Source organism: Stenotrophomonas sp. STEN031 (assembly GCF_056759975.1).
Genome location: NZ_JBRREA010000002.1, coordinates 77,302 through 102,920 on the forward strand (window position 1 = coordinate 77,302; position 25,619 = coordinate 102,920).

General features: G+C 61.3%; 18 protein-coding genes and 2 pseudogenes. 7 read left to right on the forward strand and 13 right to left on the reverse strand.

Annotation, left to right across the window (positions count from 1 at the left end):
• Positions 1–54 precede the first annotated feature (54 nt).
• The gene (hutC, locus tag ACVOLQ_RS01325) at positions 55–783 is read right to left on the reverse strand and encodes a histidine utilization repressor (RefSeq protein ID WP_481526788.1); all 729 of its coding nucleotides are present in this window, start codon (positions 781–783) and stop codon (positions 55–57) included.
• A gap of 42 nt (positions 784–825) precedes the next feature.
• Entirely contained in the window at positions 826–2,190 is a 1,365-nt protein-coding gene (locus tag ACVOLQ_RS01330) for a formimidoylglutamate deiminase (protein WP_481526840.1), read from the reverse strand.
• A 66-nt stretch (positions 2,191–2,256) separates the two neighbouring features.
• On the opposite strand from ACVOLQ_RS01330, the gene hutI reads away from it, so the two are divergent.
• From hutI to tssA, 6 genes are all read left to right on the forward strand, one after another.
• On the forward strand, positions 2,257–3,462 hold the full coding sequence (hutI, locus tag ACVOLQ_RS01335) for an imidazolonepropionase (protein ID WP_481526789.1): 1,206 nt from the start codon (positions 2,257–2,259) through the stop codon (positions 3,460–3,462).
• Positions 3,463–3,498: 36 nt separating this feature from the next.
• The gene (gene hutH, locus ACVOLQ_RS01340; protein WP_481526790.1) at positions 3,499–5,046 is read left to right on the forward strand and encodes a histidine ammonia-lyase; all 1,548 of its coding nucleotides are present in this window, start codon (positions 3,499–3,501) and stop codon (positions 5,044–5,046) included.
• Between the two features lie 373 nt (positions 5,047–5,419).
• Entirely contained in the window at positions 5,420–6,271 is an 852-nt protein-coding gene (gene hutG / locus ACVOLQ_RS01345) for an N-formylglutamate deformylase (RefSeq protein WP_481526791.1), read from the forward strand.
• Positions 6,268–7,935, forward strand: coding sequence for a urocanate hydratase (gene hutU, locus ACVOLQ_RS01350; protein ID WP_481526792.1), 1,668 nt, complete (start codon positions 6,268–6,270; stop codon positions 7,933–7,935). Before hutG ends, hutU begins: the two co-directional genes overlap by 4 nt.
• Positions 7,936–8,296: 361 nt before the next feature.
• Positions 8,297–10,396 (forward strand): CocE/NonD family hydrolase, encoded by a 2,100-nt coding sequence (locus tag ACVOLQ_RS01355; RefSeq protein ID WP_481526793.1) that lies wholly within the window; start codon positions 8,297–8,299, stop codon positions 10,394–10,396.
• A gap of 217 nt (positions 10,397–10,613) precedes the next feature.
• Positions 10,614–11,678 carry a type VI secretion system protein TssA gene (gene tssA / locus ACVOLQ_RS01360; RefSeq protein ID WP_313172222.1) on the forward strand — a complete coding sequence of 355 codons (1,065 nt, stop codon included), beginning with the start codon at positions 10,614–10,616 and terminating at the stop codon, positions 11,676–11,678.
• A gap of 34 nt (positions 11,679–11,712) precedes the next feature.
• Here tssA and ACVOLQ_RS01365 read toward each other — a convergent pair whose 3' ends face one another.
• The 6 genes from ACVOLQ_RS01365 to ACVOLQ_RS01390 all read right to left on the reverse strand — a co-directional run bounded on the left by ACVOLQ_RS01365 (position 11,713) and on the right by ACVOLQ_RS01390 (position 19,949).
• A complete protein-coding gene (locus ACVOLQ_RS01365) occupies positions 11,713–12,504 on the reverse strand; it encodes an OmpA family protein (RefSeq protein WP_313172225.1) in 792 nt (263 codons plus the stop codon).
• A 2-nt stretch (positions 12,505–12,506) separates the two neighbouring features.
• Entirely contained in the window at positions 12,507–13,490 is a 984-nt protein-coding gene (tagF, locus tag ACVOLQ_RS01370; RefSeq protein ID WP_313172227.1) for a type VI secretion system-associated protein TagF, read from the reverse strand.
• Positions 13,487–17,218 carry a type VI secretion system membrane subunit TssM gene (gene tssM, locus ACVOLQ_RS01375; protein WP_313172229.1) on the reverse strand — a complete coding sequence of 1,244 codons (3,732 nt, stop codon included), beginning with the start codon at positions 17,216–17,218 and terminating at the stop codon, positions 13,487–13,489. The genes tagF and tssM overlap by 4 nt, the downstream gene beginning before the upstream one ends.
• Before the next feature lie 16 nt (positions 17,219–17,234).
• Entirely contained in the window at positions 17,235–18,659 is a 1,425-nt protein-coding gene (locus tag ACVOLQ_RS01380) for a hypothetical protein (RefSeq protein ID WP_481526794.1), read from the reverse strand.
• Positions 18,660–18,702: 43 nt separating this feature from the next.
• Positions 18,703–18,963 carry a PAAR domain-containing protein gene (locus ACVOLQ_RS01385; RefSeq protein ID WP_313172233.1) on the reverse strand — a complete coding sequence of 87 codons (261 nt, stop codon included), beginning with the start codon at positions 18,961–18,963 and terminating at the stop codon, positions 18,703–18,705.
• 101 nt (positions 18,964–19,064) lie between these two features.
• Positions 19,065–19,949, reverse strand: coding sequence for a M15 family metallopeptidase (locus ACVOLQ_RS01390; RefSeq protein WP_481526795.1), 885 nt, complete (start codon positions 19,947–19,949; stop codon positions 19,065–19,067).
• A 198-nt stretch (positions 19,950–20,147) separates the two neighbouring features.
• Between ACVOLQ_RS01390 and ACVOLQ_RS01395 the strand changes: the two genes are divergently transcribed.
• Positions 20,148–20,888 (forward strand): hypothetical protein, encoded by a 741-nt coding sequence (locus ACVOLQ_RS01395; RefSeq protein WP_481526796.1) that lies wholly within the window; start codon positions 20,148–20,150, stop codon positions 20,886–20,888.
• Between the two features lie 346 nt (positions 20,889–21,234).
• On the opposite strand, the gene ACVOLQ_RS01400 is transcribed toward ACVOLQ_RS01395, so the two are convergent.
• The 5 genes and pseudogenes from ACVOLQ_RS01400 to ACVOLQ_RS01420 form a co-directional block, all read right to left on the reverse strand.
• Positions 21,235–22,233 (reverse strand): DUF6708 domain-containing protein, encoded by a 999-nt coding sequence (locus tag ACVOLQ_RS01400; RefSeq protein WP_481526797.1) that lies wholly within the window; start codon positions 22,231–22,233, stop codon positions 21,235–21,237.
• A gap of 247 nt (positions 22,234–22,480) precedes the next feature.
• Positions 22,481–23,530 carry a DUF6708 domain-containing protein gene (locus ACVOLQ_RS01405; protein ID WP_481526798.1) on the reverse strand — a complete coding sequence of 350 codons (1,050 nt, stop codon included), beginning with the start codon at positions 23,528–23,530 and terminating at the stop codon, positions 22,481–22,483.
• A 310-nt stretch (positions 23,531–23,840) separates the two neighbouring features.
• A pseudogene (locus ACVOLQ_RS01410) lies at positions 23,841–23,960 on the reverse strand (transposase); the annotation flags it as partial.
• Positions 23,961–24,536: 576 nt separating this feature from the next.
• The gene (locus ACVOLQ_RS01415; RefSeq protein WP_481526799.1) at positions 24,537–25,295 is read right to left on the reverse strand and encodes a hypothetical protein; all 759 of its coding nucleotides are present in this window, start codon (positions 25,293–25,295) and stop codon (positions 24,537–24,539) included.
• 11 nt (positions 25,296–25,306) lie between these two features.
• A pseudogene (locus ACVOLQ_RS01420) lies at positions 25,307–25,566 on the reverse strand (transposase); the annotation flags it as partial.
• Between the last annotated feature and the right edge of the window lie 53 nt (positions 25,567–25,619).

Sequence of the window (25,619 nt, forward strand, 5' to 3'; positions counted from 1 at the left end):
GCAGCGTCCAGCCAGGCCATCGACCTGGCTGGAGATTGCATCGAACGGATTGAATCAGCGTGCGCCCGGCGCGAAGCGGGCAATCAGATCGTAGGCATCGCCAAGGAACATCTGCCGCACCCAGGTGATCGGCAGCTCGCCGCGCCAGGTCTGGCGGTCAATGACCAGGCAGGCCGTGCCCACCGGTACTTTCAACAATGCAGCTTCGTCGGCGGTCGCGGCCACCGCGCTGATACGGTGCTGGCCGCGTGTCCATGACACGTTCTGCAGCAGCCAGCTGCCCGGCGCGTGGATGGAGAAGTCCACCTTCAGGGTTTCCGGCACCGCTTCGGGATTGATCAACCTGCGCTCCAACGCCAGCGGCTTGCCGTCGGCCAGGTGCAGGCAGCGCATCGCCAGCAACTTGCCGTCACCTACCAACTGCAGCTCTTCGGCCGAGTTTTCCCTGGCCTTGCGGTGCGCGCGTTCAAGCAGCTGGAAGCCGTATTCGTGGCCGCGGTCAGAGACCGCCACTTCGATGTCGGGGATCTCCAGCGCCACCTGTTCCAGATGGGGCGGCTGCCGCGCCACGAAGGAGCCGGCGCGTCGGCGGCGTTCGATCATGCCGCTCTCGGCCAGCGCGGTCAGCACCTTGTTCACCGTCATCCGCGAGCACCCGTACTGTTCCATCAGCTCGTGTTCGAACGGGATACGGAAGCCAGGCTCCCATTCGCCGCTGAGGATGCGGCCTTCGATGTCACTGCGGATGCGGTGATTGAGGGTGGGAGCTTTCTTGCCCTTCACTCGGGTTTCCTGAAAGAAGCGGTGCCTGGCCGATAGCCGACCTTAGCCCAGTATCCGCGCGAGCGCGGCACGGTAACGCGCGCTGATCGCATCACGGTTCACGTGGCGGCCATCGCGGACCAAGGCCCGACCGTTGCGCCAGACGCTGCGAAGGGCGCCATTACGTGCGGCGAACAGCCAACTGTCAAGCAAGGCGTCGCCATTGCGTCCCAGCAAGGCCGGGTGCTCGTCGTCCAGCTCCAGCAGATCGGCAGCGGCGCCCACCTCCAGCCCGAACGGCACGCCCAGGGCCTGCGCCCCGCCCTCGCCCGCCTGCTGGTACAGCCAGCGGCCACTGGACAGATCACCGGGGGAGAGTACGTTGCGGCCGCGCAGCTGCAGGCGCTGGCCATATTCAAGCAGGCGCAGCTCTTCCGCTGCGTCGATCAGCACATTGGAGTCGGAGCCAACGCCGAAGCGTCCGCCAAGCTGTATGAAGTCACGCATCGGGAACAGGCCATCGCCCAGGTTGGCTTCGGTGATCGGGCACAGCCCAACCACCGCACCGCTGTCCGCCATCAACCGCACTTCATCGCTGTTGACGTGGGTGGCGTGCACCAGACACCACCGCGCATCCACCGCTGCGTTGGCGTACAGCCATTCGACCGGCCGTTGCCCACTCCAGGCCAGACAGGCATCCACCTCGCGGGTCTGCTCGGCGATATGGATATGGATTGGGCCCGGCGCCAAGGCAACCAGCGCCTGCAGTTCCTGCGGAGTGCTGGCGCGCAGGCTGTGCGGGGCCAGCCCCAGAACCGCATCGGGCGTGTCTGCCAGTGCCCGCTTGCAGCCATCCAGCAAGTCCGCAAAGCCGTCGATGTCGTGCAGAAAGCGTCGCTGTGCCGGGGTCGGCGCGGCACCGCCAAAATCGCTGTGTGCGTAGAACACCGGCAGCAGAGTCAGGCCCAGCCCGGTGTCGTCGGCTGCTGCGGCAACGCGTACCGACATTTCGGCATGGTCGGCGTAGCGGCTGCCGGTCTCGGTGTGATGCAAGTAGTGGAACTCACCGACCCGGGTGAAACCGCTTTCCAGCATTTCCATATAGGCCTGCGCAGCGATGGCCTGGAAGGTATCCGGATCCAGGCGATCCAGGAACCGGTACATCAGCTCACGCCAGCTCCAGAAACTGTCGCCCGAACGTCCTCCCACCTCGGTGAGCCCGGCCATCGCGCGCTGGAACGCGTGGCTGTGCAGATTACCCAGGCCCGGCACCACCACGCCCAGCCGTTGCGACTGGCCATCCCAGGGCTCATCCGCAGCCACTGCGGTGATGTGGCCAGCGCTGCAGTCGATGCGCACGTTCTGCGCCCACCCCTGCGGCAACAAGGCCTGGGCAGCATGGAAGCGGACAGATGGGGTCGGCTTGATCGTTGTCACTGGACACTCTCCGATGGTCGCCGTTATTGTATATACAAATAGGCATGGAGAGGGACAATGCGCTGCGACACGCTCTGGCACAACGCCAACCTGATGACCCTGGACGACGCCACGGGCGGACTGGGCAGCATCCGCGACGGCGTGGTCGCCGCCCGCGATGGTCGCATCCTGCATGTCGGACCTGCCGCGGAAGCACCCGCATTTGAGGCCGATAACCGCGTCGACTGCAACGGCCGCTGGATCAGCCCCGGCCTGATCGACTGCCATACCCACCTGGTCTATGCCGGCAACCGCGCCGGTGAGTTCGAGCAGCGCCTGCAGGGCGTGAGCTATGCGCAGATCGCCAAGGCCGGTGGTGGCATCGTTTCCACGGTCAGCGCCACCCGCCAGGCAGATGACGCGGCGTTGATCAGCGCCAGCCTGCCCCGGTTGGATGCAATGCTGGCCGAAGGCATCACCACCATCGAGATCAAATCCGGCTATGGCCTGACCCTGGCCGACGAACGCAAGCAGCTGCGGGTGGCGCGCGAACTGGGAACACTGCGCAAGGTGGAGATCGTGCCGACCTTCCTGGGTGCGCATGCAGTGCCGCCGGGCCACGAGGCACAGGCTTATATCAACGAAGTCTGCGCAGTGATGATTCCGGCCATCGCCGCCGAAAGTCTGGCCGAAGCGGTCGATATCTTCTGCGAGAACATCGCGTTCTCGCCGGCGCAGGCACAACAGGTGTTCGAGGCGGCCAAGCAGCACGGTCTGGCAATCAAGATCCATGCCGAGCAGTTGTCCAACCAACACGGTGCAGAGCTGGCAGCGCACAACGGCGCACTGTCCGCCGACCATATCGAACATCTGGACGAAGCCGGCATCGCCGCGATGCGCGCGGCAGGCACCGTTGCCGTACTGCTGCCTGGCGCCTATTACTTCACCCGCGAGACGGTGCTGCCGCCGATCCAGGGCCTGCGTGACGCCGGCGTACCGATGGCGTTGGCAACCGACTGCAATCCCGGCACCTCACCACTGACCAGTCCACTGCTGACGATGAACATGGGCGCCACCTTGTTCCGCATGACCGTGGACGAGTGCATCGCCGGCTTCACCCGTGAAGCCGCACGCGCACTGGGCCGCGCCAATCGCGTCGGCAAGCTGGCCGCCGGCATGGACTGCGACCTCGCCATCTGGGACATCGATGCACCCGCCGACCTGGTTTACCGGATCGGCTTCAATCCTTTGCATGCCCGCGTCTGGCGCGGGCAGATCGTCTGAACCTCGCACCTTGAACCTCGCACTGCTGGAGCACGCATGAGCACTACCTTGACCCTCCTCCCCGGCCACGTCCCGCTGGCGCAATGGCGGCAGATCTATCGCGGCGCCAACGTGCGTCTGGACGAATCCGCCCAGGCCGCAGTGCTGCGCAGCGCGCAGGTGGTGGACGCCATCGTCGCCAAGGGCGAGCCGGTGTATGGCATCAACACCGGCTTCGGCAAGCTGGCCAGCGTTCGCATCGAACGCGAAGACCTGGAAACCCTGCAGCGCAATATCGTGCTGTCGCACGCCGCCGGTGTAGGCGAGCCGATGCCGGTCGATGTCGTGCGGCTGATGATGGCGCTGAAGCTGACCAGTCTTGCGCAAGGCGCCTCGGGTATCCGCCCGCAGACCTTGGCGCTGCTGGAAGCAATGCTGCAGAAGGACGTGGTGCCGGTTGTGCCCTGCCAGGGTTCGGTTGGCGCCTCTGGCGATCTGGCACCGTTGTCGCATCTGGCCAGCGTGATGATTGGTGTCGGTGAAGCGTTTGTCGGTGGTGCTCGCATGTCGGCCGAGACAGCCTTCAAGCAGGCCGGTCTGCAGCCGTTGGTACTTGGCGCGAAGGAAGGTCTTGCGCTGCTCAATGGCACCCAGTACTCGACCGCTTACGCACTGGCCGGCCTGTTCGAGATCGAAGTGGTTTTCCAGGCCGCGCTGGTTACCGGTGCGTTGTCGGTGGAAGCCGCCAAGGGCTCGGATACCCCGTTTGACCCGCGCATCCACAGCATCCGTGGCCAGCGCGGCCAGATCGCCACTGCCGCGGTTTTGCGCGAGTTGATGCAAGGTTCGGCGATCCGCGAATCGCATCGCGACAACGACGTGCGCGTGCAGGACCCTTACTGCCTGCGCTGCCAGCCGCAGGTAATGGGCGCGGCGTTGGACGTGATGCGCCAGGCGGCAGCCACCCTGGAAATCGAGGCCAATGGTGTCTCCGACAACCCGCTGGTGTTCACCGACACCGGTGAAGCACTGAGCGGCGGCAACTTCCACGCCGAGCCAGTGGCATTCGCAGCGGACATGCTGGCGATGGCGATCTGCGAGATCGGCTCGATCAGCGAACGTCGCACCGCCATGCTGGTGGACCCGGCACTGTCCGGCCTGCCGGCCTTCCTGACCCCGAAGCCGGGCCTGAACTCGGGCTTCATGATCCCGCAGGTGACCGCGGCAGCATTGGTCTCGGAGAACAAGCAGCGCGCCTACCCGGCCAGCGTCGACTCGATCCCGACCTCGGCCAACCAGGAAGACCATGTATCAATGGCGGCGCATGGCGCGCGTCGTCTGATCACGATGGCCGAGAACGCGGCCAACGTGATCGGCATTGAACTGCTCGCCGCCGGCCAGGGCTGTGACTTCCACGCGCCGCTGCGTTCGAGTCCGGCGTTGGAGCAGGTGCGTTCGACCTTGCGTGCGCAGGTACCGACCTTGGTGGACGACCGTTACTTCCACCCGGACATGGTTGCTGCGACTGCATTGGTGCGCGCTGCTGCGTTGACGGCTGGCTTGGGTGTGCAGTTGCCGGGTGTTGATGTGACTGACAAGGCCTGATTGAAGCACATGCAGAGCTGGCCGAAAGCCGTGTTGCCATTCCTTCTCCCGCCTGCGGGAGAAGGTGGCGCGCAGTGCCGGATGAGGGGAGCTTTTCGGCTTCACCGCGAAGAGCGCCCTCACCTGCCCTCCGGGCATCCTCTCCCGCTTGCGGGAGAGGCGATAGCCAGCAACGCTGCAATCTGCCAGGCCAGGCACAGTTCACCGCGAGCTGCGATGCAAGCCCTTCTCCCGCCTGCGGGAGAAGGTGGCGCGCAGCGCCGGATGAGGGGAGCTTCTGGCCTTTACCGTGCAAAGCATCCCCTTCTGCCCTTCGGGCATCTTCCCCCGCCAGCAAGGGAAGAACAACGCCTGCCATACCCCAGGAATCCCCATGACGAACTCCCCTGATTGGCTGCAGATCCACCACGGTCACGCTCCATTGATCGTCAGCTTCCCGCATACCGGAACCGAATTGCCGGCATCGCGCGTCGGCCACTTCGTATCACCGTGGCTTGCACGCCGCGATGCCGATTGGTGGGTGCACGAACTCTATGCCTTCGCCAAGGCAATGGGCGCCACCACGGTACGCACTGCCATCTCGCGCTCGCTGATAGACGTCAATCGCGACCCATCCGGTGTCTCGCTGTACCCAGGGCAGAACACCACCGGCCTGTGCCCGCTTACCACCTTCGACAACCAGCCGCTGTACCGCGCCGGACACGAACCTGATGACGCGGAGATCCAGTACCGCCGCGAAACCTGGTTCGATCCTTACCACGCTGCGCTGGCCGGCGAGATCGCACGCCTGCGTGCCCAGCACGAGACCGTTGTCGTCTACGACGCGCACTCGATCCGCTCCCTGATTCCGCATCTATTCGAGGGCGAACTGCCGCAGTTCAATATCGGCAGCGCCGGCCCCAGCGGTGCCCCCGATACCTCCTGCGACAACGCGCTCACCGACGTGGTCGAGAACCTGTGTGCGTTGAGCGGCATGAGCCATGTGCGCAACGGTCGCTTCAAGGGTGGCTGGATCACCCGCCACTACAGCAACACCGCCAACGGCGTGCACACCCTGCAGATGGAGCTGGGCTGCCGCGGCTACATGCACGAACCCGCACCCGAGGACGTGGACGAGCACAGCTGGCCCACGCCCTACGACCCCGAACACGCAAGCCCCGTCCGCAACACCTTGCAGCAAGTGCTTGGCGCTTGTATGGAATTTGCTACCAGGAGAAATGCATGACCCGTCACGACCCCTCCCGCAACCCGCGCGCACCTCGCGGCACCACGCTCAACTGCAAATCCTGGCAGACCGAAGCGCCCTTCCGCATGCTGCAGAACAACCTCGATGCCGAGGTCGCCGAAGACCCGACCTCGCTGGTGGTCTACGGAGGTATCGGCCGCGCCGCACGTGATTGGGAAAGCTACGACAAGATTCTGGAAACCTTGAAGCGCCTGGACGACAACCAGACCCTGCTGGTGCAATCCGGCAAGCCGGTCGGCGTATTCCCTACCCACCCGGACGCACCGCGCGTGCTGATCGCCAACTCCAACCTGGTGCCGCATTGGGCCAACTGGGAGCACTTCAACGAGCTCGATAAGAAGGGCTTGATGATGTACGGGCAGATGACCGCCGGCAGCTGGATCTACATCGGCAGCCAGGGCATCGTCCAGGGCACCTACGAGACCTTCGTCGAGATGGGACGCCAGCACTACGGCGGCAGCCTGAGCGGCAAGTGGATCCTCACTGCCGGCCTCGGCGGCATGGGCGGCGCACAGCCGTTGGCCGCCTCGTTGGCCGGTGCCAGCAGCCTGACCATCGAATGCCGCCAGAGCAGCATCGACTTCCGCCTGCGCACCCGTTACGTAGACGAACAGGCCACCGACATCGACGACGCCTTGGCACGTATCGCCAAGTACACGGCAAGCGGTGAAGCCAAGTCGATTGCCCTGCTTGGCAATGCCGCCGAGATCCTGCCGGAACTGGTACGCCGCGGCGTTCGCCCGGACTGCGTTACCGACCAGACCAGCGCCCACGACCCGGTGCACGGCTACCTGCCGATCGGCTGGAGCGTCGAGCAATGGCTGGCCGAACAGCGGGCCAATCCGGAGAAGGTCCGCGACGCCGCCAAGGCCGCGATGCGCGTGCACGTCGAAGCGATGCTGGCCTTCCATGCCGCCGGCATTCCCACCGTCGACTACGGCAACAACATCCGCCAGATGGCCTTCGACGAAGGCTTGAAGAATGCCTTCGATTTCCCCGGTTTCGTGCCGGCCTATGTGCGTCCGCTGTTCTGCCGCGGTGTTGGCCCGTTCCGCTGGGTGGCGCTGAGTGGCGACCCTGAAGACATCTACAAGACCGATGCCAAGGTCAAGGAAATCATCGCCGACGACCCACACCTGCATCGTTGGTTGGACATGGCGCGCGAACGCATCAGCTTCCAGGGCTTGCCGGCACGTATCTGCTGGGTTGGCTTGGGTCTGCGCCACAAACTCGGCCTGGCCTTCAACGAAATGGTGCGCAATGGCGAACTGAGCGCGCCGGTGGTGATTGGCCGTGACCATCTGGACAGCGGCAGCGTCGCTTCGCCCAACCGCGAAACCGAATCGATGAAGGACGGCTCGGATGCGGTCTCCGATTGGCCGCTGCTTAACGCCATGCTCAATGTCGCCGGCGGTGCCACCTGGGTAAGCCTGCACCACGGCGGCGGCGTGGGCATGGGTTACTCGCAGCACTCGGGCGTGGTCATCGTCTGTGACGGCAGCGAGGCCGCCGACCAGCGCATCGCACGCGTGCTGTGGAACGACCCCGGCACCGGCGTGATGCGCCATGCCGATGCCGGCTACGACATCGCCATCGACTGCGCCAAGGAGAAGGGACTGGATCTGCCGGGCATCCTCGGCTGACCGAGCGCCTCTGGCCGTGAATGCAACGGGCAGGCCTGTGGCCTGCCCGTTGTGCTTTCCGCACTGAGGTCCAACTGGTTCGTGCCTGCCATGAGCCGGGCCACCGCAACGCACCCAAGCCCGGCATCACCCGCTTTTTGCAAGCCTGCGACCGGCACAGACCCGCCGTTACGCTCATCCATGCGATGTGCTATTGAAGGCAAACGATCAAACCGTTGGTCCTGCCATGCACGGCTTGCTTGCCCTGCTCCTGTTACTCGCCGCGGGAACTGCTTCGGCCCTGGACGTGTCGGCACCCGCGCCCGCGCGGCTTCAGCACTCCGATGTAGATGCCGCCATGCCCGGGCTTGCGAGGCTCACCTTGAGCCGCCTGCCCCAGGGCGACGAACAACCGCTGCTGGATACCCGCTTCCGCCTGCAGCTAGTCTCAGGCCAGTACCCACAGGCGATCGAAAGTATTCACAAGCTGCGCGCTTTGCGCGGCGATCCACCCCAGCAGCCACCGTTGTATCTCCAGTACGAGATCTACGCGAGCGCCAAACAGCTGCAGCAAGCGCAGCGGATCAGCTTCGCCGACGCGTGGAAGCGGAGTTTTGCAGACCACTTCCAGCGGCTCGATGACCCGATGGCCCTGAAAGCCGAATTCGCTTTCGGCAGCAATCTGCAAGGCCTGCGCGAACAACGGGACAGACTGATCGATGCCACCGCCAGTGTCGCAGCGCTGAACGACGAGCAAGCCACCGCCCTACTGCGGGCGTGGCAGGTGCACGCCGCATACGCGGAGTTTCTGCCGCTGGTGCCGCAAGCGATCAGCGAAGACGACGCGCGGCGTTACAGCATTGACCGTAACATCAGCATCACCACGCCCGATGGCGCGCGCATCTCCGCCATTTCCGTGCACCCTAACAAGGCCAGCAAACTACCGGTATTGCTGACCTTCACCATCTATGCAAATGACGACTGGGCCTGGTCCGATGCCAAGACCATGGCTGCACACGGCTACGGCAGCGTGGTCGCCTACAGTCGCGGCAAGGGCCGCAGCCCTGATCCGATCCGGCCGTATGAGCACGATGGCAGCGATGCCGCGGCAGTGATTGCCTGGGCTGCCGCCCAACCATGGAGCAATGGCAAGGTCGGCATGTATGGCGGCAGCTACAGCGGTTTCACGCAATGGGCGGCACTCAAACAACGGGCCCCTGCACTCAAAGCCATCGCCACCTCCGCAACCACCGCGCCGGGCATCGACGTTCCGATGGAAGGTGGGATCTTCCTGAATTTCATCTACCCATGGCCGTTCTACACAACCAACAGCACCTCGCTGGACGATGCAACCTATGGTGACAACGAGCGTTGGAACGCACTGAACAGGCGCTGGTATCGCAGCGGGCAGGCCTATCGCGACCTGCCTATGCTGGACGGCGCGGCGAACCCCTGGTTCGAGCGCTGGCTGCAGCATCCTACCTATGACGCTTACTGGCAGGCATTGATACCCCAAGGGCGGGAGTTCACTGACATCGGCATCCCGGTGCTGGCGACAACTGGCTACTTCGATGGCGCGCAGATCGGCGCCCTGCACTACTTCCGCCAGCACCTGAAACAGCGCCCGGATGCCGATCACACCCTGATCATCGGTCCCTACGAGCACTTCACCATGCAGGCCGGCGTACCCGAACAGGTGCAGGGCTATACCCCTGATCCCGTCGCGCGCGTGGACCTTCAGGCGCTGCGCCTTGCATGGTTCGACCATGTGCTGAAAGCTGCGGCCAAACCGCCGCTGCTGGCCGACCGGGTCAACTGGCAGGTCATGGGCAGCAACCAGTGGCGTCATGTCGCATCGCTTGATGCAATGCCGACACGCCAACAGCGGCTCTACTTGCTGCCCGCCAGCGCTGGCGGTCATCGACTTGCGGTTGAACCCGCGCCTGCCCGCAGCAGCGTGCAGCGGGTCGATTTCCATGATCGCGGCGACGCCGCTTGGCAGGCCCCGCCCAATGTCGTCAACCGCACGCTTGATCCACACGCGGGGCTGGTCTTCCTGGGCGAACCGTTGGCGCAGGACACCGAACTGGCGGGCGCGTTCTCAGGCACATTGGACTTCAGTCTGAACAAACAGGACGCCGACATCGCGCTCGCCATCTACGAACGCACTGCCGACGGCACCTATCTCGATCTTGCGTACTGGCTGCAGCGGCTCAGTCATGCAGCCGATCCCCGCCAGCGGCAACTGCTCACCCCCGCACGACGCCATAGCGTGCGCTTGACCGATACCCGATTGCTGGGCCGCAGGCTCGCTGCGGGCAGCCGCATAGTGGTGACGCTGGGGGTGATCAAGCAGCCTGATCGACAACTCAATCTCGGTAGCGGCAAGGACCCGAGTGATGAAACCCTGGTCGATGCAGCGACGCCATTGGAAGTACGCTGGTATGGCAGCAGCCACATCGACCTGCCCATCCGTGATTGACCGTGGCAACGCCAGCGCTTGACGCCGCAGGCCAGGTGCAACGACATCCCCTTCACATCCACGTCCGCCATCGCCCCAAGGGTGCATGAGCAAGCTGCCCAGCCATTGCTGAATGAAGGCAGGCGCGACGTTCTCTTCGCCAGCCTGCAACCAAGCGCTACATTCTTCTGCCCACAGCCGCGCTAGAATCGGGCGGTAACCCACAGCGAGATTTGCCATGCTGGATCAGGATGCCCTGCTGGCCCCGATTGACGGACACGCAGCGACCGGTGAAGACCTGTCGTTCTCGGCCGAATTTGATCGGATCATCGAAAACCGTCGTGCCGATGACCCCACCCTGGATCAGGGGGCGTGGCAGACCGACATCAAATATGCGGACTGGGGCAGCGTGCTGCGCGACTGCAACCAGTTGCTGCAGACCCGCACCAAAGACCTGCGCCTGGCCGGTTGGCTGTGCGAGGCAGCGACCCAGCAGGAGGGTTTTCCCGGCCTGGCCGCAGGCTTCCGGGTCACCGCTGGGCTGTGCGAGCGCTATTGGGATGACGTGCATCCAGTAGCGTATGACGGCGACTACGAGGAACGCATCGGTAACCTGAGCTGGTTGCTGACCAATACCGCGCAATGGCTGCGCGCGATACCCATTGCCGTCGCACCGCAGGGTCGTTTCAGCCTGGCCGACTTCGAGCATGCCCACGCCAATGGTGGCGAGCCTTCCGATGGCCGGCCAAGCCTTGATGTTCTGGAAGCCGCGCGTCGCAGCACCTCTCACGACGTGTACCGGCAGCTGGTTACCGCCCTGCCCGACTGCAGCCAGGCACTGGATGAGTTGCAGGCCGCGGTGGACAGCCGCTTGGGCATGGATGGCCCCAGCTTCAGCTCGGTGCGTGAGCAATTGGATCATCTGCAGCGCACCGTCCGCCGCTTCGCGCGTGAGGCCGGCATGTTGCTCGACGGCGAGGTGGAAGACACCACCGATGAAGCGAATGGCACACATTTCGCGCCCGCAGCGATCACCGCTGAGCCAGCGGCGGCCAGCACGGCGCCACGTGGCCCTGCCGGCGCACCGACCAGCCGCAAGGAAGCGTTGGCGCAGCTACGTCAGGTAGCCGAGTTCTTCCGTCGCACCGAACCGCATAGCCCGGTCGCCTACCTGGCCGAGAAGGCCGCCAGCTGGGGCGAGATGCCACTGCACGTGTGGTTGAAGCGTGTCATCAAGGACCACACCACGCTCGAGCAGATGGAAGAAATGCTCGATGTCAAAAACGACAACGACGGGCTTTGAGCCCGTCGTTGTCGTTTCAAGCTGGGCCCGGCACTTACTGGATCTTGAACTCGATACGCCGGTTGCGCGCACGCCCGTCGTTGGTGGTGTTGTCCGCGACGGGCTCATCCGGGCCTTTGCCCAGCACATCCATATGGGTGCTGGGAATGCCCTTGGACATCATGTAGTTCTTCACCGCTGCCGCACGCGCATGGCTAAGCGACAGGTTGGACTCTCGCTGGCCGACATTGTCCGTGTGGCCAATGATCAGGAAGCGGCTGTCCGGCATCTGCGCCATCTTGGCCACCATTTCATCGAGAATGCTCATGCCAAACGGCGTGAGCTTGGCACTGCCACTCTGGAACTCGATGATCCGGTTAGCCAGGGTTTGATCCAGCACACTCTGCTGTGACCCCACCTTCAAGGCATTGCTGACCGTATAGCTGGTATTGCTGGCAAGGCTGAGGTCGCTGGCAACCTGCTGCCGCAGGGCCTCATTGGCCACTTCGCCGGTAATCCGCACCGACTGCCCGTTGACCTCCAGCTTGCCGGGTGAAACGCGCTTGAGCCCGGTGTTGATCATCCCGGCAACATAGTCGCCCCAGTTGGGTGGCGTGGCGATGCTCTCCACCTGAATGCGATCGACCACACGTTCGGCACCATAGACCGCGCGCAGGTTATTGAGCAGCTTGGCCTTGGTGGCCTGATCCGGCACCACCCCTTCGATCACCACAGGGCGCTCCCCCGCTGCAGGCGTCGCCGCAGTTGCCGGAGCTGCCGTTTGTGCGAACACAGGCGTAGCCGCCAACAGCAATGCAGCGATGTAACTCACTTTGAACAGATGCATCGTCAGGTTCCCAGGAAAGTCTCGCCAAACAGCCGACGCGCGGTGACCAAGGCAAGGTCGTCACGCTCGAGGAAGCTGCCGAAGCGGTTCAAGTTGTAGTCGCCATGCAGGTAGTCATCCACCCACGCCGAGTGCTGCAGGTGAATCAGGTAGTCGCCTGCTTCGGAAGGATCCAGTGCCGCCCGCAATACCATGCGATCAGCACCGTTGAAGCCAATCACCATGTTCGGCTTTGCATCGTTGCGGATCAGCACCGCCAGCTCGAAATCACCGCGACTGACGAAGCTGGATACCAGGTCCAACCAGAAGGCAGCCACCAATGGTCGATAGGCCGGGTCGCGCACCAGCGGCAGCACCAACGCCTTGTCGATGGTCACCTCGCCACCACTCAGCACCGGCTGCAGCAACAAGCCCAAGGCCGGCAGCACCTGCCGCAAGGACACATCGCCATGGCCTGCCTCACGCAGGCGCTGTTCGAAGCTGGCGATAGTGGTGCCTTCGAGGAAGTCATGGAAACTGGCGTTGTAGTCGGCCGGATCGGTGCTGATGCTGAAGCGTGCATCTGCCAGTTGGCTCAAGGCCTGTGTGGCATCGGCATCTTCGTTGGCCTGGCGAGCCAATCGCGCCAGCCCGGACCACGCATTGGACAGCGCCAAGGGGCTGCGACCGATGAACGGCAAAGGTTCCGGGGCTTCCAGTCGCAATGCGGAGAGCAGCGGGAAGCGTCGCTCGGACGCGTCGCGACTGGCCAGGAAATGACCACACACCAGCATCTTGCTACGCGAGCCAAGAAAGGCGTAGTTGATCTCCGGGGCATCGTCGTAGCGCTGCTTCCAATCCGGGCTCTGGCTCAGTAACTCCAAGGACTCACCGGCCCAGCGGTCCAGCCACCCCAGCAACTGGTGGTTGTCGGCGGCACGCACGAAGTCGCCCCGCGAGGGCACCTTTCCAAAATAGGAAACACCGGCACTGACAACGCGGCTCATCGCGCACCTCCGGCAGCCTGCTGCGCCGGCGTCGTCGCAGGCGTAGTTGCTGCAGGTGCCTGCATCGCGGGGACCTGCGGTGCTGCGGCTACAGGCGCACCGCCGGCGACGCGCTCCGGCAACTGCAGGCCGCGCTGCCAATCGCTGCCATCAGAGCCCGTGCCTGCACGCCGTACGACACGCATTTCCACCGTTACGGCAACACCACTGCCTTCCCAGGTGATGCGGCTGGAGTCATCGAGACGCTCATACTGCCCTTCGGACATCAAGCGCTTGAAACCATTGGAGCCCGGCGCATTGAATACCTCCACCGTGCGCCCATCGCCGGTCACCGCCGAGATCTTCACGCCGGGAATCTGACCCGCGTTCGGGTATTGCATGGTGGTCCACTGCGGCGGCGTGTTGCGATAGCGCAGCTGCTGGCCATCGATCTCGATGGTGTACTCCACCGCTCCGGTGGCCGGTGACGGCAGCAGCTCGAAGATGGTGCTGTCCTGCGCTGCGCCCGCACCGGCACCGCTGACCCAGTTGCCGTAGTTGGCGACCAGTTCGGAGGACAGGTTGATACCGATACCCGCCCAGCGCCGTGCTTCAAGCAAGGGCCCGCGCTGGATGACCAGTGCCCCCATCGCGTCCTTGTTGAAGGTGGCAATGCTGCCGCTGGCGCCGAAGATGGCACCGATATCGCTGGCGGCGGCGTCCACATCCGAGTTCAGGTTGAACGGATACTGCTGGCCGATACGTGCCTTGAACGGATCATAGACCTGCGCCGTCCAGGTCTTGTTGACCTCGTCTTCGGTCGGCGGCACCAGAGCGGCAAAGGTCTGCGTCAACGGACGCAGCAGCAACGGTCGCAGTGCATCGCGCTGCTTCTCATCCAAACCGTTCAGCACCTGCTCGTCGACCAGGGCCAACGCGACACTCAATTCGGAGCCTTCATTGCTGAAGGTATCCTGCATCAGCTTGCGTGCGCCCACACCCACGTCGCCCTGCGACTTGATCGCATTCAAACGGGCGCGCAGCTTGCCCAGCGTGTCGAAGTACGCCGCGATCACGGCCGGCTGATCGCCGCGTGGCATGGTCAGCCTCGCGATACCTTCAAATGCCTTGCCAATCGGTCCGACCGGCGCGGCTGCGGCAGCAGCTGCCGGATCCTTGCGCAGGATCGTACGTTGGAACCAAGCCACGAAACCCTTGCCGGCCTTGCTGGAGCGCGCCTGTGCAGGCGGGTTGTCCCAGATGGTTTCCTCGTTGATCTTCTCCAGCAGGGTGCGCAACGGCGAGTTGCTGGCGTCGCCCAGGCGATTGATGCGGGCGGCGGCCTCGTCGAAGGTATTGAACTCGGCAATGCTCAAGCCCTGCACGAACTTGCCCCACTCCCGCGCGTATTCCTGCTTGTACAGCGTCACCAGCTCACGCGAGACGTGCTCTGGGCTGCCGGCAAGTGACAAGTCGCTCTGCTCGGTTGTGCCCAGGACCCAGTCGGTTGTGCTCAGCTGGGTGTTGGCCGCTTCCTTGATCGCATCCTGCACATAGTCTTCCCAGGCCTTGCGGCTGAAAGCACCGGAGATGGCATAGCTGCCATTGATCAGCCGCGCATTGCGCTCCTCACCCACCAGGCCATCCACCGTTACCGTGCCAAAGCGCGCACCGGCGCGCGCCTTGATCTGCGCGAACACGCGCTCCATCGCCGGCTGGCCCTTCATGACCTGTGACAGCGCCTGGCGCGAATCGGTGACCAGGGTGACCTTGTTCTGCACCTGCGGCCAACCCGGCTTGCCGGCCTGCGCCACGTAGAAGGTCATCAGCTTCTCGGCAGCGCGCACCATCTCCTCACGGCTCATCTGGCCACGATTGGCTTCCAGCCAATTGCGCCAGAACAGGGTGAGCTGCTGTGACAGGTGCGCGCCTTCCACATACTTGGGATTGCCCAGCATCAGGTAGGTCTTGAGCGCGTTGTAGGCGTCGTTGGTGCTGGTCGGCGATGCGTTCTGATACAACGTTTCGCTTTCCGCAGCGGCAGCGTTGGCCTGGCCGAGCTTGTCGCGCTCGGCAACCACTTGCCCCAGATAATTCTCAAGATTGGATACGGTAGGCGCCAGCATCACCTGCTGCATGCCGTGGTTGTACTCGCGCAGCAATTTGTCGCGAATCGCGTCGCCCTGGTACAGGCCGAGGCTGGTGGTGATGCCACCTTCCTTCTTGTAGCGATCGAGCTGCTCCATGCGATCCTGCAGCAGCAGCAGCGCGTCGACGCGTGACTTCAGGTCCATGCGATCCTTCTGCACACGCACGGCCTGGTCCAGATCCTTGGTCGCATTGGCCACCAGTTGCGCATTGGTGGTGTACGACCAGGTCCACAGTCCCAAACCCAAAGCCAACACACCCACCGCCCCCAGGAACACGCCATAGCGCAGGCGATTCTGGTGTGGACTTGCGTACTGCCGGACCAGCTCGCGGTCGGCGAAGATCACCTTGCGGAACAGATCCTTGAGGAAGAACGCGGTCTGCCCGCTCGGCGCCTCGTCGACATTGGAGCCGCGCTGCAGCCCGAACTGGCGCCCAACGCGCTCGGAGGCATGATGGACCGAACGGCCTTCCTGCAACGCACTGCTGAAGTAGAAGCCGCGGAACACCGGCTTGAACTGATACGGATTCTCCTCGAACAGCGTTGCGATGAAGGTGCGTAATGCCGGCTTGATGCCAACGAACTCCAATGGCAGCGACAACAGGCCTGGCGAGACTTCGCGCCCCCGCTGCATGGCCATGTGGGTCAGGCTCATCTCCTTGATGCCGTCCGCCAACTCGTCGAAGTGCTTGTCGAACGCCGTCAAGGCGTCACTCTGCTGCAGCACATCGGCCGGCAAGGTCGCGCCCCACACATTCTCACGCTCGCCCGGGTCCAGGTTGCCAAAGAACTCGCTGAAGCCAGCGATCAAATCGGCCTTGGTAAACAGTACGTAGACCGGCGCAAAAACCTCCAGCTGTTCGGTGACTTCCTGCACGCGCTGGCGCAGATTCTTGGCCAGCTCCATTGCGAATTCCGGCTTGCTGCCGGACAGCTCGGCAATGCTGACCGCGATGATCACACCGTTGATCGGCGCGCGCGGCCGATTCTTCTTCAGCAGACCCAGGAACGTTAGCCACTCCATGCGGTCTTCGGTGCTGACCGAATAGCGTCCGGCCGTATCCAGCACGATGCCGTTGGTGGTGAAGTACCAATCGCAGTTGCGGGTACCACCAATCCCCTGGATGACATTGCTGCGGTTGTCCTCGAACGGGAACTGCAGCCCGGAGTTGAGGATGGCCGTGCTCTTGCCCGCAGCAGGATTGCCGATGATCACGTACCACGGCAGCTCATAGAGCGCGGCATTGCCCTTGAGCATGCCCATCCGCGAAGACTTTATCTGCTTCACCGCGTCCAGCATGCGCTTACGCAAGGCTTCGGTATCGGCCCGCTGCGACGGCTGCGCATTGGCCACGGCCTTGTCGGCCTCGCCCTGCACCATCGCTTCCACCCGCCGTGCTGCGCGCCGCGCCATGATCCGCTTGATGATCCACACGATCAGCGCGACAACCAACAGTGCTGCGAGAACAATCGCTGCCCATATGCCGATCTGACGTGCTTCGGCCTCGCCGTACTTGGCCAGCCCCGCGGCGCCGATAAGGCCGATCACCATCCACAAGCGATAGTCACGCAGGTAGTAGCTGAAATTGCTCAAACTCATGCAGGGAATCCAGGGGTTAGTTGACTGTTGGCATTTCAGCCGCCAGCGTCGGGGAAGAAAGCGGCTCTACGAGACCAAACAAACGTTGCTGCGTATCGGCAACACCCAGCAACAGCACCGCATCGGACTGCCGTTGCAACTGCGCCTGGGCCAGGGCCAACTGGGCAACCGGCAACACCGGGCCAAGCTCACCTGAGCACACTGCAAGGGCAAGGCTTTGTGAACTGAAATCGAGGTCCGGATTGAGCGCAGCCGTGACCGCCGCAGTGGCGACAATGGATTCAGGGTGCTGATCGGCGTCATGCAGCACGAACTGCACACGGCCCGCATCGGCAAGCAAAGGCTGCAGCCACTGTTGCGCCGCCGTGGCGAGCTGACGACGAAGCTCCGCAGGCCGGCTGCCGTAAACCGGCTCCAGACGCTCGACCTGTGGGCGCCACAAGCGCCCCGCGCCTTCACCTGCGAGTGCGATGCTGCTCAACAGCACACCGGCCGCGCCCTCGCCCGGTACACGGCCCTGGGCGTTCTGGGTGGTTGCCAACAGGCCCTGAGTCAACCATGTGTTGATGACACCGGCGTCAATCGCGGAGTAGCAGGAAACCAGCAGATGCCAGCGCGGCGTACCTGCGCTCAATGCATCCACTATGCGCTGCAGATGCGCCCATACATCCCCGGGGCGCTCGAGCACGCTGATGCGAACATCAAACCGACGCGCGTCCAAGCCGGCCTGCACGGCTTGCTCCTGCAGCCATGCCTGTACCCAGTGACGCAATCCGTCAGACCACGCCGGTGAAACCACGAGTTCGACAGTAAGAGCGTTATCGACCCGTTCCTCTTCCCGACGACGCAAGCCGGCAACCACGACTTCTTCACCACCAACGATTGCTGGCATCGCCAGATAGGCCGCATCCAGCAATTGCTCCAGGACCGGCTGCAACAAGGCCGTCGCACGCCGCTCATGGGCTGCGGTATCGATATCACCTTCACGCTCGGACAACACCAGCCACTCGTCCAGATCAGCTACCGCGCTGACCCGGATAGGCAGGTTGTTGGCGTCGCGAAACCGATTGTCCAACTGCGGCCTGGGCAGCGCCGTTGCCACGGCCAACATTGCGTTGGCGTCGGTGGCCGCAGCCAGATTGATGCTGGCTGCTGTTATCGCCATCGACGGCAGCGCCGCGCCGGGGGCAGCCATCGCCGCAGCAGAGGGCGCCACAGCGCCGCTCGCGTTTGTTTCAACCACCTTTTCAACGCCGCGCGACAGCATGCTGCGCAGCATGTAGCCCGCACCGCTCAAACCTACCGGCAATACGCCGAGATAGGCCAACATCTGCATGCCATTGGGGGTAGTGCCGCTGCTACGCCAGTACATGATGGCCGTTGCCCAGGTGGCAACGAAAACCATCATCACGCTCCCCGCGTTCTTCAACCAACCTGCCATCAGTCGCCGTGCTCCATGCCCGCTCCTGTACTGCGTGTTGCGATTAGCCCAACCCGGTGCTGCTTTGTGTTGCCAACAACGTGGCACCACACGCAGTGCGATCTCCGTCACGTGCGACAGGCTGCCCGTCGATTACGACGGTAGCGTCGCCACTGATGATTGATGTTGCCCCGTGCACCGCACAAATGGCGCGGTCCCCTATCCGGGAAACAGGTTTGCCATTGACGTCGGTCTGGCCAGTGCCAGACACCACGCTACCGCCATGACTCAGTTTGTCACCGACAACGATAAACGGTCGTGCCATGCATCATGCTCCTTGATTCGCCGTGACCCGGCCTTTCCATCGCCCCTGTCCAACGGCGACCCGAGTCATCACCGGCTTACGATACCAGCACTTGTCCGCGCTTATAAGCCTTGCCGTCGCAGTTCATCGCGCTTTGCATTGCGTGCGGTGCGGCAGCGATCCGTGTCTTCGACGTGCACGTAGTCCTTGATGCTGCGCCAGTTCCCACCCCAATCCAGACCTGCCTGTTCAGCAAGCTCGCCGTACAGAAAATAACCTCGCCGGGTCCACGGGTCTTCCATGTCCCATTGCAGACGCCCGTCACGGATTGGCGCGCTGTCCACACCCAGTCCGTACTGGTGGCAGCTCTGCCAGGCGCCGGCACGCGTGGCCTTACCACCCGCCATCAGCTCGGCCTGCCGCTCGGGGCTGCGGTAGCCTTCGATCAGCACCATCTCGTAACCATACTGGCGACGCATCACTTCGTAGATAGCCAGAACGCGTTGCTGCAGATCCGGATCAATCTGGTTCCATTTGCGATCAGCCGTAACTATCTCTGGTCGCAAGCGACGAATCTCGGTGGTGGTGAACACCTCTGGCGGCGGCGCTGGCGGCGGGGTCAAACGCTCGCCACGCAGCAACTGCGCAACCATCGAGCCGGATTCGGCGAGGTCATCTCCGCGAAAATCCGACAGCACCACGGTTTGCCGCGACATCAGAATTATCACGGGAGGAATCGACAACAGCCCGATGGCTATCGCCAACACAGGCCAATGGCGGCGCAGCGCACCGCGCGCACTAACGACTTCTTCACGAACCCCACTGCGCACACGCGCCGCGCCCTGACCTGCACGATCACCCGCGCGCCCTGCCCGCTGCCAAGCCGCTGCCCAGCGTGCCTGCAATCGCGCAAACACCGGACCCAGCGACTCAGGAAACAACAAACCCCAACAAAGCAGTGCAACAAGCAGCAACAGCACAATGGCTACAACGACAATTACAGTCACCGGTCCTCCATGACGACAATGCTGGTTGACGCATCGAGAGGCTTACTCTACAAATGCGCGTATTCGTTTCGGCACTAGCCGACTCAAACCAAGGGCTGGAAGCACTTGAATAATGGCGGAATCAATCGGCCGAGTCTGCTCTCAGGGGGAGCGCAGAACAACGGCCCGGCACCGAACACGGGCCGCATTCTCGCAGACATGGAAGGTCGACAGGTTGCCGCATCGTCGCGCGCCACCAAAGACCGCCCCACTCAACGCCGGCGCGTCTGGCTGTGGGTTGGCGCGTGCTGCGCACTTCTACTGTCGTTCACGACGGCGACGTTGTGGTGGCTATCGAGCAGCGCGTCACAGGACAGCACCGAGTACTCGCTGAACCCGGATGCAAACCCAGATTCATCTGTAACCGGCGCTACCGGCCACCCCGACGCACCCTATGCTGCGCCCAGCGATGGCGCTGCGATGATCATTGATGCGCCGGACAGCGCAGATGCCAGGAACCGCAACGCGACGCCACCGGCTGTGGAAACCGCCGCAGCGAACGCAACACCAGCGCCCGCAGCACGGGATGCACGCGTGCGGCGCACAACAGCGGCCGCACGCCCTGCTGCAGGCAGCAGAAATGCGGACGAGAATCTTCTGGGCACATTGCTGGGCATCATCAAGGAAGAGGAAAGCAAGAAGAAGAAAAGCGCTGCCGCGCCACAGCCTCAGACCATGGATGATCTGATCGCGAAAATTGAAGCAGACGACAAGAAGCGTGCCGATGACGAACGCGTTGCGTTCGAACAGGTTGCAACGCGGAAGACTGCCTCGACCGAATCGACCATCCAGACCCAGCTGCGTGCGTGTCCTGGTGCGAACACCACCAAGGGCCTGGAGTGTCGCGCGAAGATCTGTGCCGGCGTACGCGGCAGGGATCCTGCTTGTCCTGCCATGTGATGGCCTGCCTATTCGGATTTGGAATCGACTGAAAGTCAGAAGTTCCTCAACGACGCGTATGCAGATGCAGTCGTGACGACGCCTTGCCCTCCATTTCCACTCATGGCCACGAGCCCGCCGCTGCGGGCTTTCTCATAAGCCACGATTGATTCGTCCATCGGCAATCGACCATACGCGAGCCTGCCGGAGACGAGCCTCAACTTCGTAGCGATTTGACTCATCGCCGGTCTCGTTGAGGTTGGTTTACCCGGAGACCTCTAAGGATGTCCGGATCAAGGCCATGGACAGGCGACACACGCCTGCACAGCACTCCATGCGACCTCACCGAAAATACTCTCCGGAAATACTAAGATTTACCTTTACGTTGCTGCCGCTCGCGATAGAGTTCCCTTGCTCTTGCCACCACATCTGGGCGGTCGCCAAATTGATCAATATAGTCCGGCTCGTCCCAACGATCTGCATCATTTGGATCGAATCTACTTTCAGCTTCCGTTGCGGAGGAAAAGCGAGGGACTGCGCACGTCAGCATAACCACCCATCGTGTTAGCGCCAAAGTCCAGTACAACGGAAAAAAGAAGTGTCTGAAAGGAAACAGCGACTTTCCAAGTAGGAAGCAGGTCCAACGATAAGCATTTCCAAGACTATTACGCACGGACAGCGTAATAACTCTATCCGCGTCGTGAGAAACCGCACGTTGCGCACTCCATTCCATGTACCGATTAATGAACTCCCAGCGCTCACGCACCCGCCCTGGATCATCATGGAAGATCCCGACAGTAAACGTTTCTATAATAATTCCATTTTTATCAAGGATATGGCAGCGTAGATCGCGCAAAACCGAATTTTGACTACCCCGCCCAACATGGAAGAAAAGAGCATCACTCCCCCACGGCACGATTACTTCACCACCTGAAAGATTGCTTCTGAAAATATGAACCTTCCTCGTTAGCCTGTTAAATCTTACCGGATAGTACCGATATGAAAAAAAGTCATGCCTTAACACAAGGTTCCAGAAGAAATACACCAGACCGCTAGTTATGCTTAACAGAAAAATCGCTGCAAAAAACTCGGCCATCGAAGGATTGGCAGGAAGAATACTTGCGATCGCACATATAGCGGTAACGACAAAAAAAACACTAAGGGCACCTGCGACCAAGGTTGGAGCAAAACCTTTCATCGAAAATGTTCGATCTACAAAATCCGCATAAGTAGAGTTCAGTGAAATCAGCGAAGTGGAATCGCCTGGAATAACCCCCTCACTCACACCTAACGCAAGATGATCAGCCTTTTCAACATTGGTGATGCCTCGCCCTTTCTCAAATCTCGGATACCAACCCGTCAACATATCGCCTCACTCCTCTTGCCCGCATATCCCGATCCGGATCTTTAGCGGATACTCTCGACTCTCAACGTCCGCATCCTCACAACGCTCAGATGTCAAACGCTCCCAATAGCAACACTCTAGCCAAGCGTGCCTCGAGTTATCACCATCAATCCGGCATACATCCGCTTGAGATTGGCGTGCTCGGCTTCAACGTCGCGCAACCGCTGCACCTCCGAAGCTTCGATGCCGCCACAGTCTTACGAACTATTTAAACATTGGCCTTTCCATAGATTTGTGCTTTCAAATCTGCGTCCAAGGCTTTTGCTTCCTGCACTGATTCCCTCCAATAGGTCATCATCGCCTCTGCCTCGGGTCCCTGCTTCACTCGCCCAAATACTGCCGGCGCCTTGAGGCCATCGCCTTGACCGCTAAGAGACCTGCAATCCGCAAGCACGGACGTAGGCCAAATCGGCTTACGGCACAGCATCATCGTCAAATAGCGGGATAATGCCCAAGGGAGAGTCAACGGCAGACCCAGCAAGATCATTCCCGGACCTGGGGAAGATACGTGCATGATGAAAGCGTTGCGAAAGCTAGGTACAACGGACGTAAGCAACTGCAAAGGTGGGAACGGCAAAGCATCAGGACCTGACTCCATGAAGCGTTTGATCATCTCCCAACTAGCCAAAGACACCCCTGGACTACCTCCGCTATCGGAACCCACAGCAAACGTGTGGACCACAATGCCGTCACGCATCACGTTTCCCCGCAAGTCATAGGTATGACCTTCATCTGGCCCAACAGGCTTGTCTCGCCCGATGTAGAAGTGCACGTCGCTCCAGGGGACAGATATGGCACGGCGGTTACCGCCGATAAAGACGTGCACCATACGCGTCACCCGATTAAATCGAATTGGGTAGTACTGATATCTAAAAACATCCCGCCCCAACAGCATCCAGTATGCAAGGCCTGCGATTGAGAAACAAAGCAAGACTAAAAAACCAACGGCATAGTACTCACCCTGTACGATCACTCGTTCGCCAGCGATCTGCACCTGCCAAAGCACCCATATCATCCCGGCCGCGAATGCCATTACCAGCACAATCAAAAGAGCCCCCCACATCGCTGCCCAACCACGATATTCGAAGTGGCGATCCACGTATTCGAGGTACATCGAGTTTATCACTATCAAACCCTGATCTATTGGTTTAGAAACCCTGAAAGAGCGAAGACTGCCGAATCCAGCGGCGATTTCGTAATCTGACAAAGAACGCCCCACCTTGTAACGCTGGGCTAACCAACCTGCAAATTGGCTCATGCGCTAGGCCTTCGAAAAAAACACACCATCATTTGCATCACCACTTCCCCAATAAGTCGATAAACCGCAGTCGATCCAGGATAAGGCAGGCCAACTGCCCAACGGCAGACGGCAGACGGCAGATGGCAGATGGCAATCCCGCCCGAGCTACGAATGATCAACTGGTTGCCTCCAAGATGATCTCAAGGGCCAGCGCCGACTTGCGCCGGGCGCTCCAGCGCTTGATCTCTTCCTCAATCTTTTCGCTCATCGGTGTCTCCTTTGCGGAAAACTGACACCTGAGCAGGATTTCAGTGGATCATTACATCAAGACCTGGTTAGTCGCATCGAAAATTCCAAGCTCACGGCAGACATCCTTGACCTGCGTTCCAAGATCAACCTGCTTCAAGGTCGTAACGATATGACTCTCGGTGAATTTGCTCTTCCGCATCAGTGATCTCCTTGGGGCTAGTTTTCCCGGAGACCTCTAACAATACCTGGGTCAAGTTTACGGGCAGGCGACACTCGCAGGAAGGCGGCCCTAAAAACATAACTCGATCCAACAGGGCGCCAAGCGGCGCATAGGCAATCCCTCCAGTCAACCCAAGAAACGCATTGGAACCCTTTAGTAGATACCAGCGGCTAACAAACTCCGGAAACGTTGAGTTGACAGGTCATCCGCACACGTTCTCATCACCGACTAAAATCAGAGAACCAAGGTGGAATTCCGATTATCGCAAACATCATAAAGACAAGCACCGTGCTAATACTTCCCAGCAGGAGCCAGCGACGGTTCAAATAGTCCAGATTCCCATCATAAGCAAGACGCTCTGCAGCGGTGAGCCCTCTAGTTCTGAACGAGCTCTCTGGAGAGCGTACTGACATGTCCGCAAGAATATCCGATGGCCAATCAGGTCGAGGAGCACGACGCCAGATCCAAAGCCCTGCGCGTTCGAACCAATACATTATGGCTCCAACCACAGAAACATAGATCACAGGGAACGCACCAGGCTTTATACGATGCTGGTTATCCACAAGCCCCCCCGTACAACCGTCTATCGAGCAGCACATAGTCCGCAGCAGCATCATCAATGGATGGCAGTGGATCCACAGGAGGCAGAGTCTTCGGGTCTCCATCCATGTAATGGCGAATGAATTCCCAAATCATTTCAGGCGCACGATTGTCGCGATTGGGCTGGGCCAACGGCACACACGAGCGGATACGGCGATCGGAACTGTCAATATCAGTCACGGCGAGCACATAACCTGTCGCAGCACCTGCCAGACTATAGCTCCTGGACACCAACGAAACGGGTTGTGCGGCGTCATAATCTACGGTGACCCAGCCGCTCTTCTTGTCAATCCAGCAATAAAACTTCCTAAGCCTTCTACTCAGCACAACCGGGAGCGGGGCGGTGCGTCTAACAGCGGCAATTGACCATATAAAGAACGCACCACCTATCAGAAGGACCACCCCATAGGCGGCCGCGAAATAAGGCCAGAAGTCAGCCCGTGACAGAATACCCCCCAGTACCACGCGAGATAAAATCATACTCAAGCTTGCACAGCCGAATACCAAACCCAGAATGAACGCAAAACCCCTGCCAGACGCTTCGGTAGCAGGTGAAAATGTCATGAAGGAGTTATTAATTGCTTGGATAGCATTGAGAGAGGCGGGCTCGATAGCTTCCGCCTTACTATGCGTACTTAGTAGTTCCCCCCACCAACCACTCTTTCCTGGAAGGTGACTCATTCCGAACAACGCGTCGTGAACATTCCTAGCCATGGGCGCTACTTCTTCCTTGCAATCAGATCCTTCAATGCATGATTTCCCATCGCCAGTCCCGCGTACATCCGCTGGGCTTTGCGTGCCTGACTTCGACATCGCGCAACCGCTGCACATCCAAAGCCTCCATGCCGCGGTACTTGGACTTCCAGACGTAGTAGGTCGCCTTGGAAATGCCAAGGTGACGACAGACACCCTTGACCTCCATTCCGGCCTAAAACTGCTTCAACGTCGCAACGATCTGACTATTGGCGAATTTGGTCTTGCGCATCGGCGGACACCTTGGGTCTAGTTTGCCTGCGGAGCTCTAAGAAGGGGTGAATC

Coding starts and splice junctions, on each gene's coding strand:
- hutG (WP_481526791.1), top strand. CDS start 5,420: ATGACGAACTCCCCTGATTGGCTGCAGATCCACCACGGTCACGCTCCA.
- hutI (WP_481526789.1), top strand. CDS start 2,257: ATGCGCTGCGACACGCTCTGGCACAACGCCAACCTGATGACCCTGGAC.
- ACVOLQ_RS01380 (WP_481526794.1), bottom strand. CDS start 18,659: ATGGCAGGTTGGTTGAAGAACGCGGGGAGCGTGATGATGGTTTTCGTT.
- ACVOLQ_RS01385 (WP_313172233.1), bottom strand. CDS start 18,963: ATGGCACGACCGTTTATCGTTGTCGGTGACAAACTGAGTCATGGCGGT.
- ACVOLQ_RS01400 (WP_481526797.1), bottom strand. CDS start 22,233: ATGTTGACGGGTTGGTATCCGAGATTTGAGAAAGGGCGAGGCATCACC.
- tssA (WP_313172222.1), top strand. CDS start 10,614: ATGCTGGATCAGGATGCCCTGCTGGCCCCGATTGACGGACACGCAGCG.
- tagF (WP_313172227.1), bottom strand. CDS start 13,490: ATGAGCCGCGTTGTCAGTGCCGGTGTTTCCTATTTTGGAAAGGTGCCC.
- ACVOLQ_RS01395 (WP_481526796.1), top strand. CDS start 20,148: ATGGAAGGTCGACAGGTTGCCGCATCGTCGCGCGCCACCAAAGACCGC.
- hutH (WP_481526790.1), top strand. CDS start 3,499: ATGAGCACTACCTTGACCCTCCTCCCCGGCCACGTCCCGCTGGCGCAA.
- hutU (WP_481526792.1), top strand. CDS start 6,268: ATGACCCGTCACGACCCCTCCCGCAACCCGCGCGCACCTCGCGGCACC.
- tssM (WP_313172229.1), bottom strand. CDS start 17,218: ATGAGTTTGAGCAATTTCAGCTACTACCTGCGTGACTATCGCTTGTGG.
- ACVOLQ_RS01405 (WP_481526798.1), bottom strand. CDS start 23,530: ATGAGCCAATTTGCAGGTTGGTTAGCCCAGCGTTACAAGGTGGGGCGT.
- ACVOLQ_RS01365 (WP_313172225.1), bottom strand. CDS start 12,504: ATGCATCTGTTCAAAGTGAGTTACATCGCTGCATTGCTGTTGGCGGCT.
- ACVOLQ_RS01415 (WP_481526799.1), bottom strand. CDS start 25,295: ATGGCTAGGAATGTTCACGACGCGTTGTTCGGAATGAGTCACCTTCCA.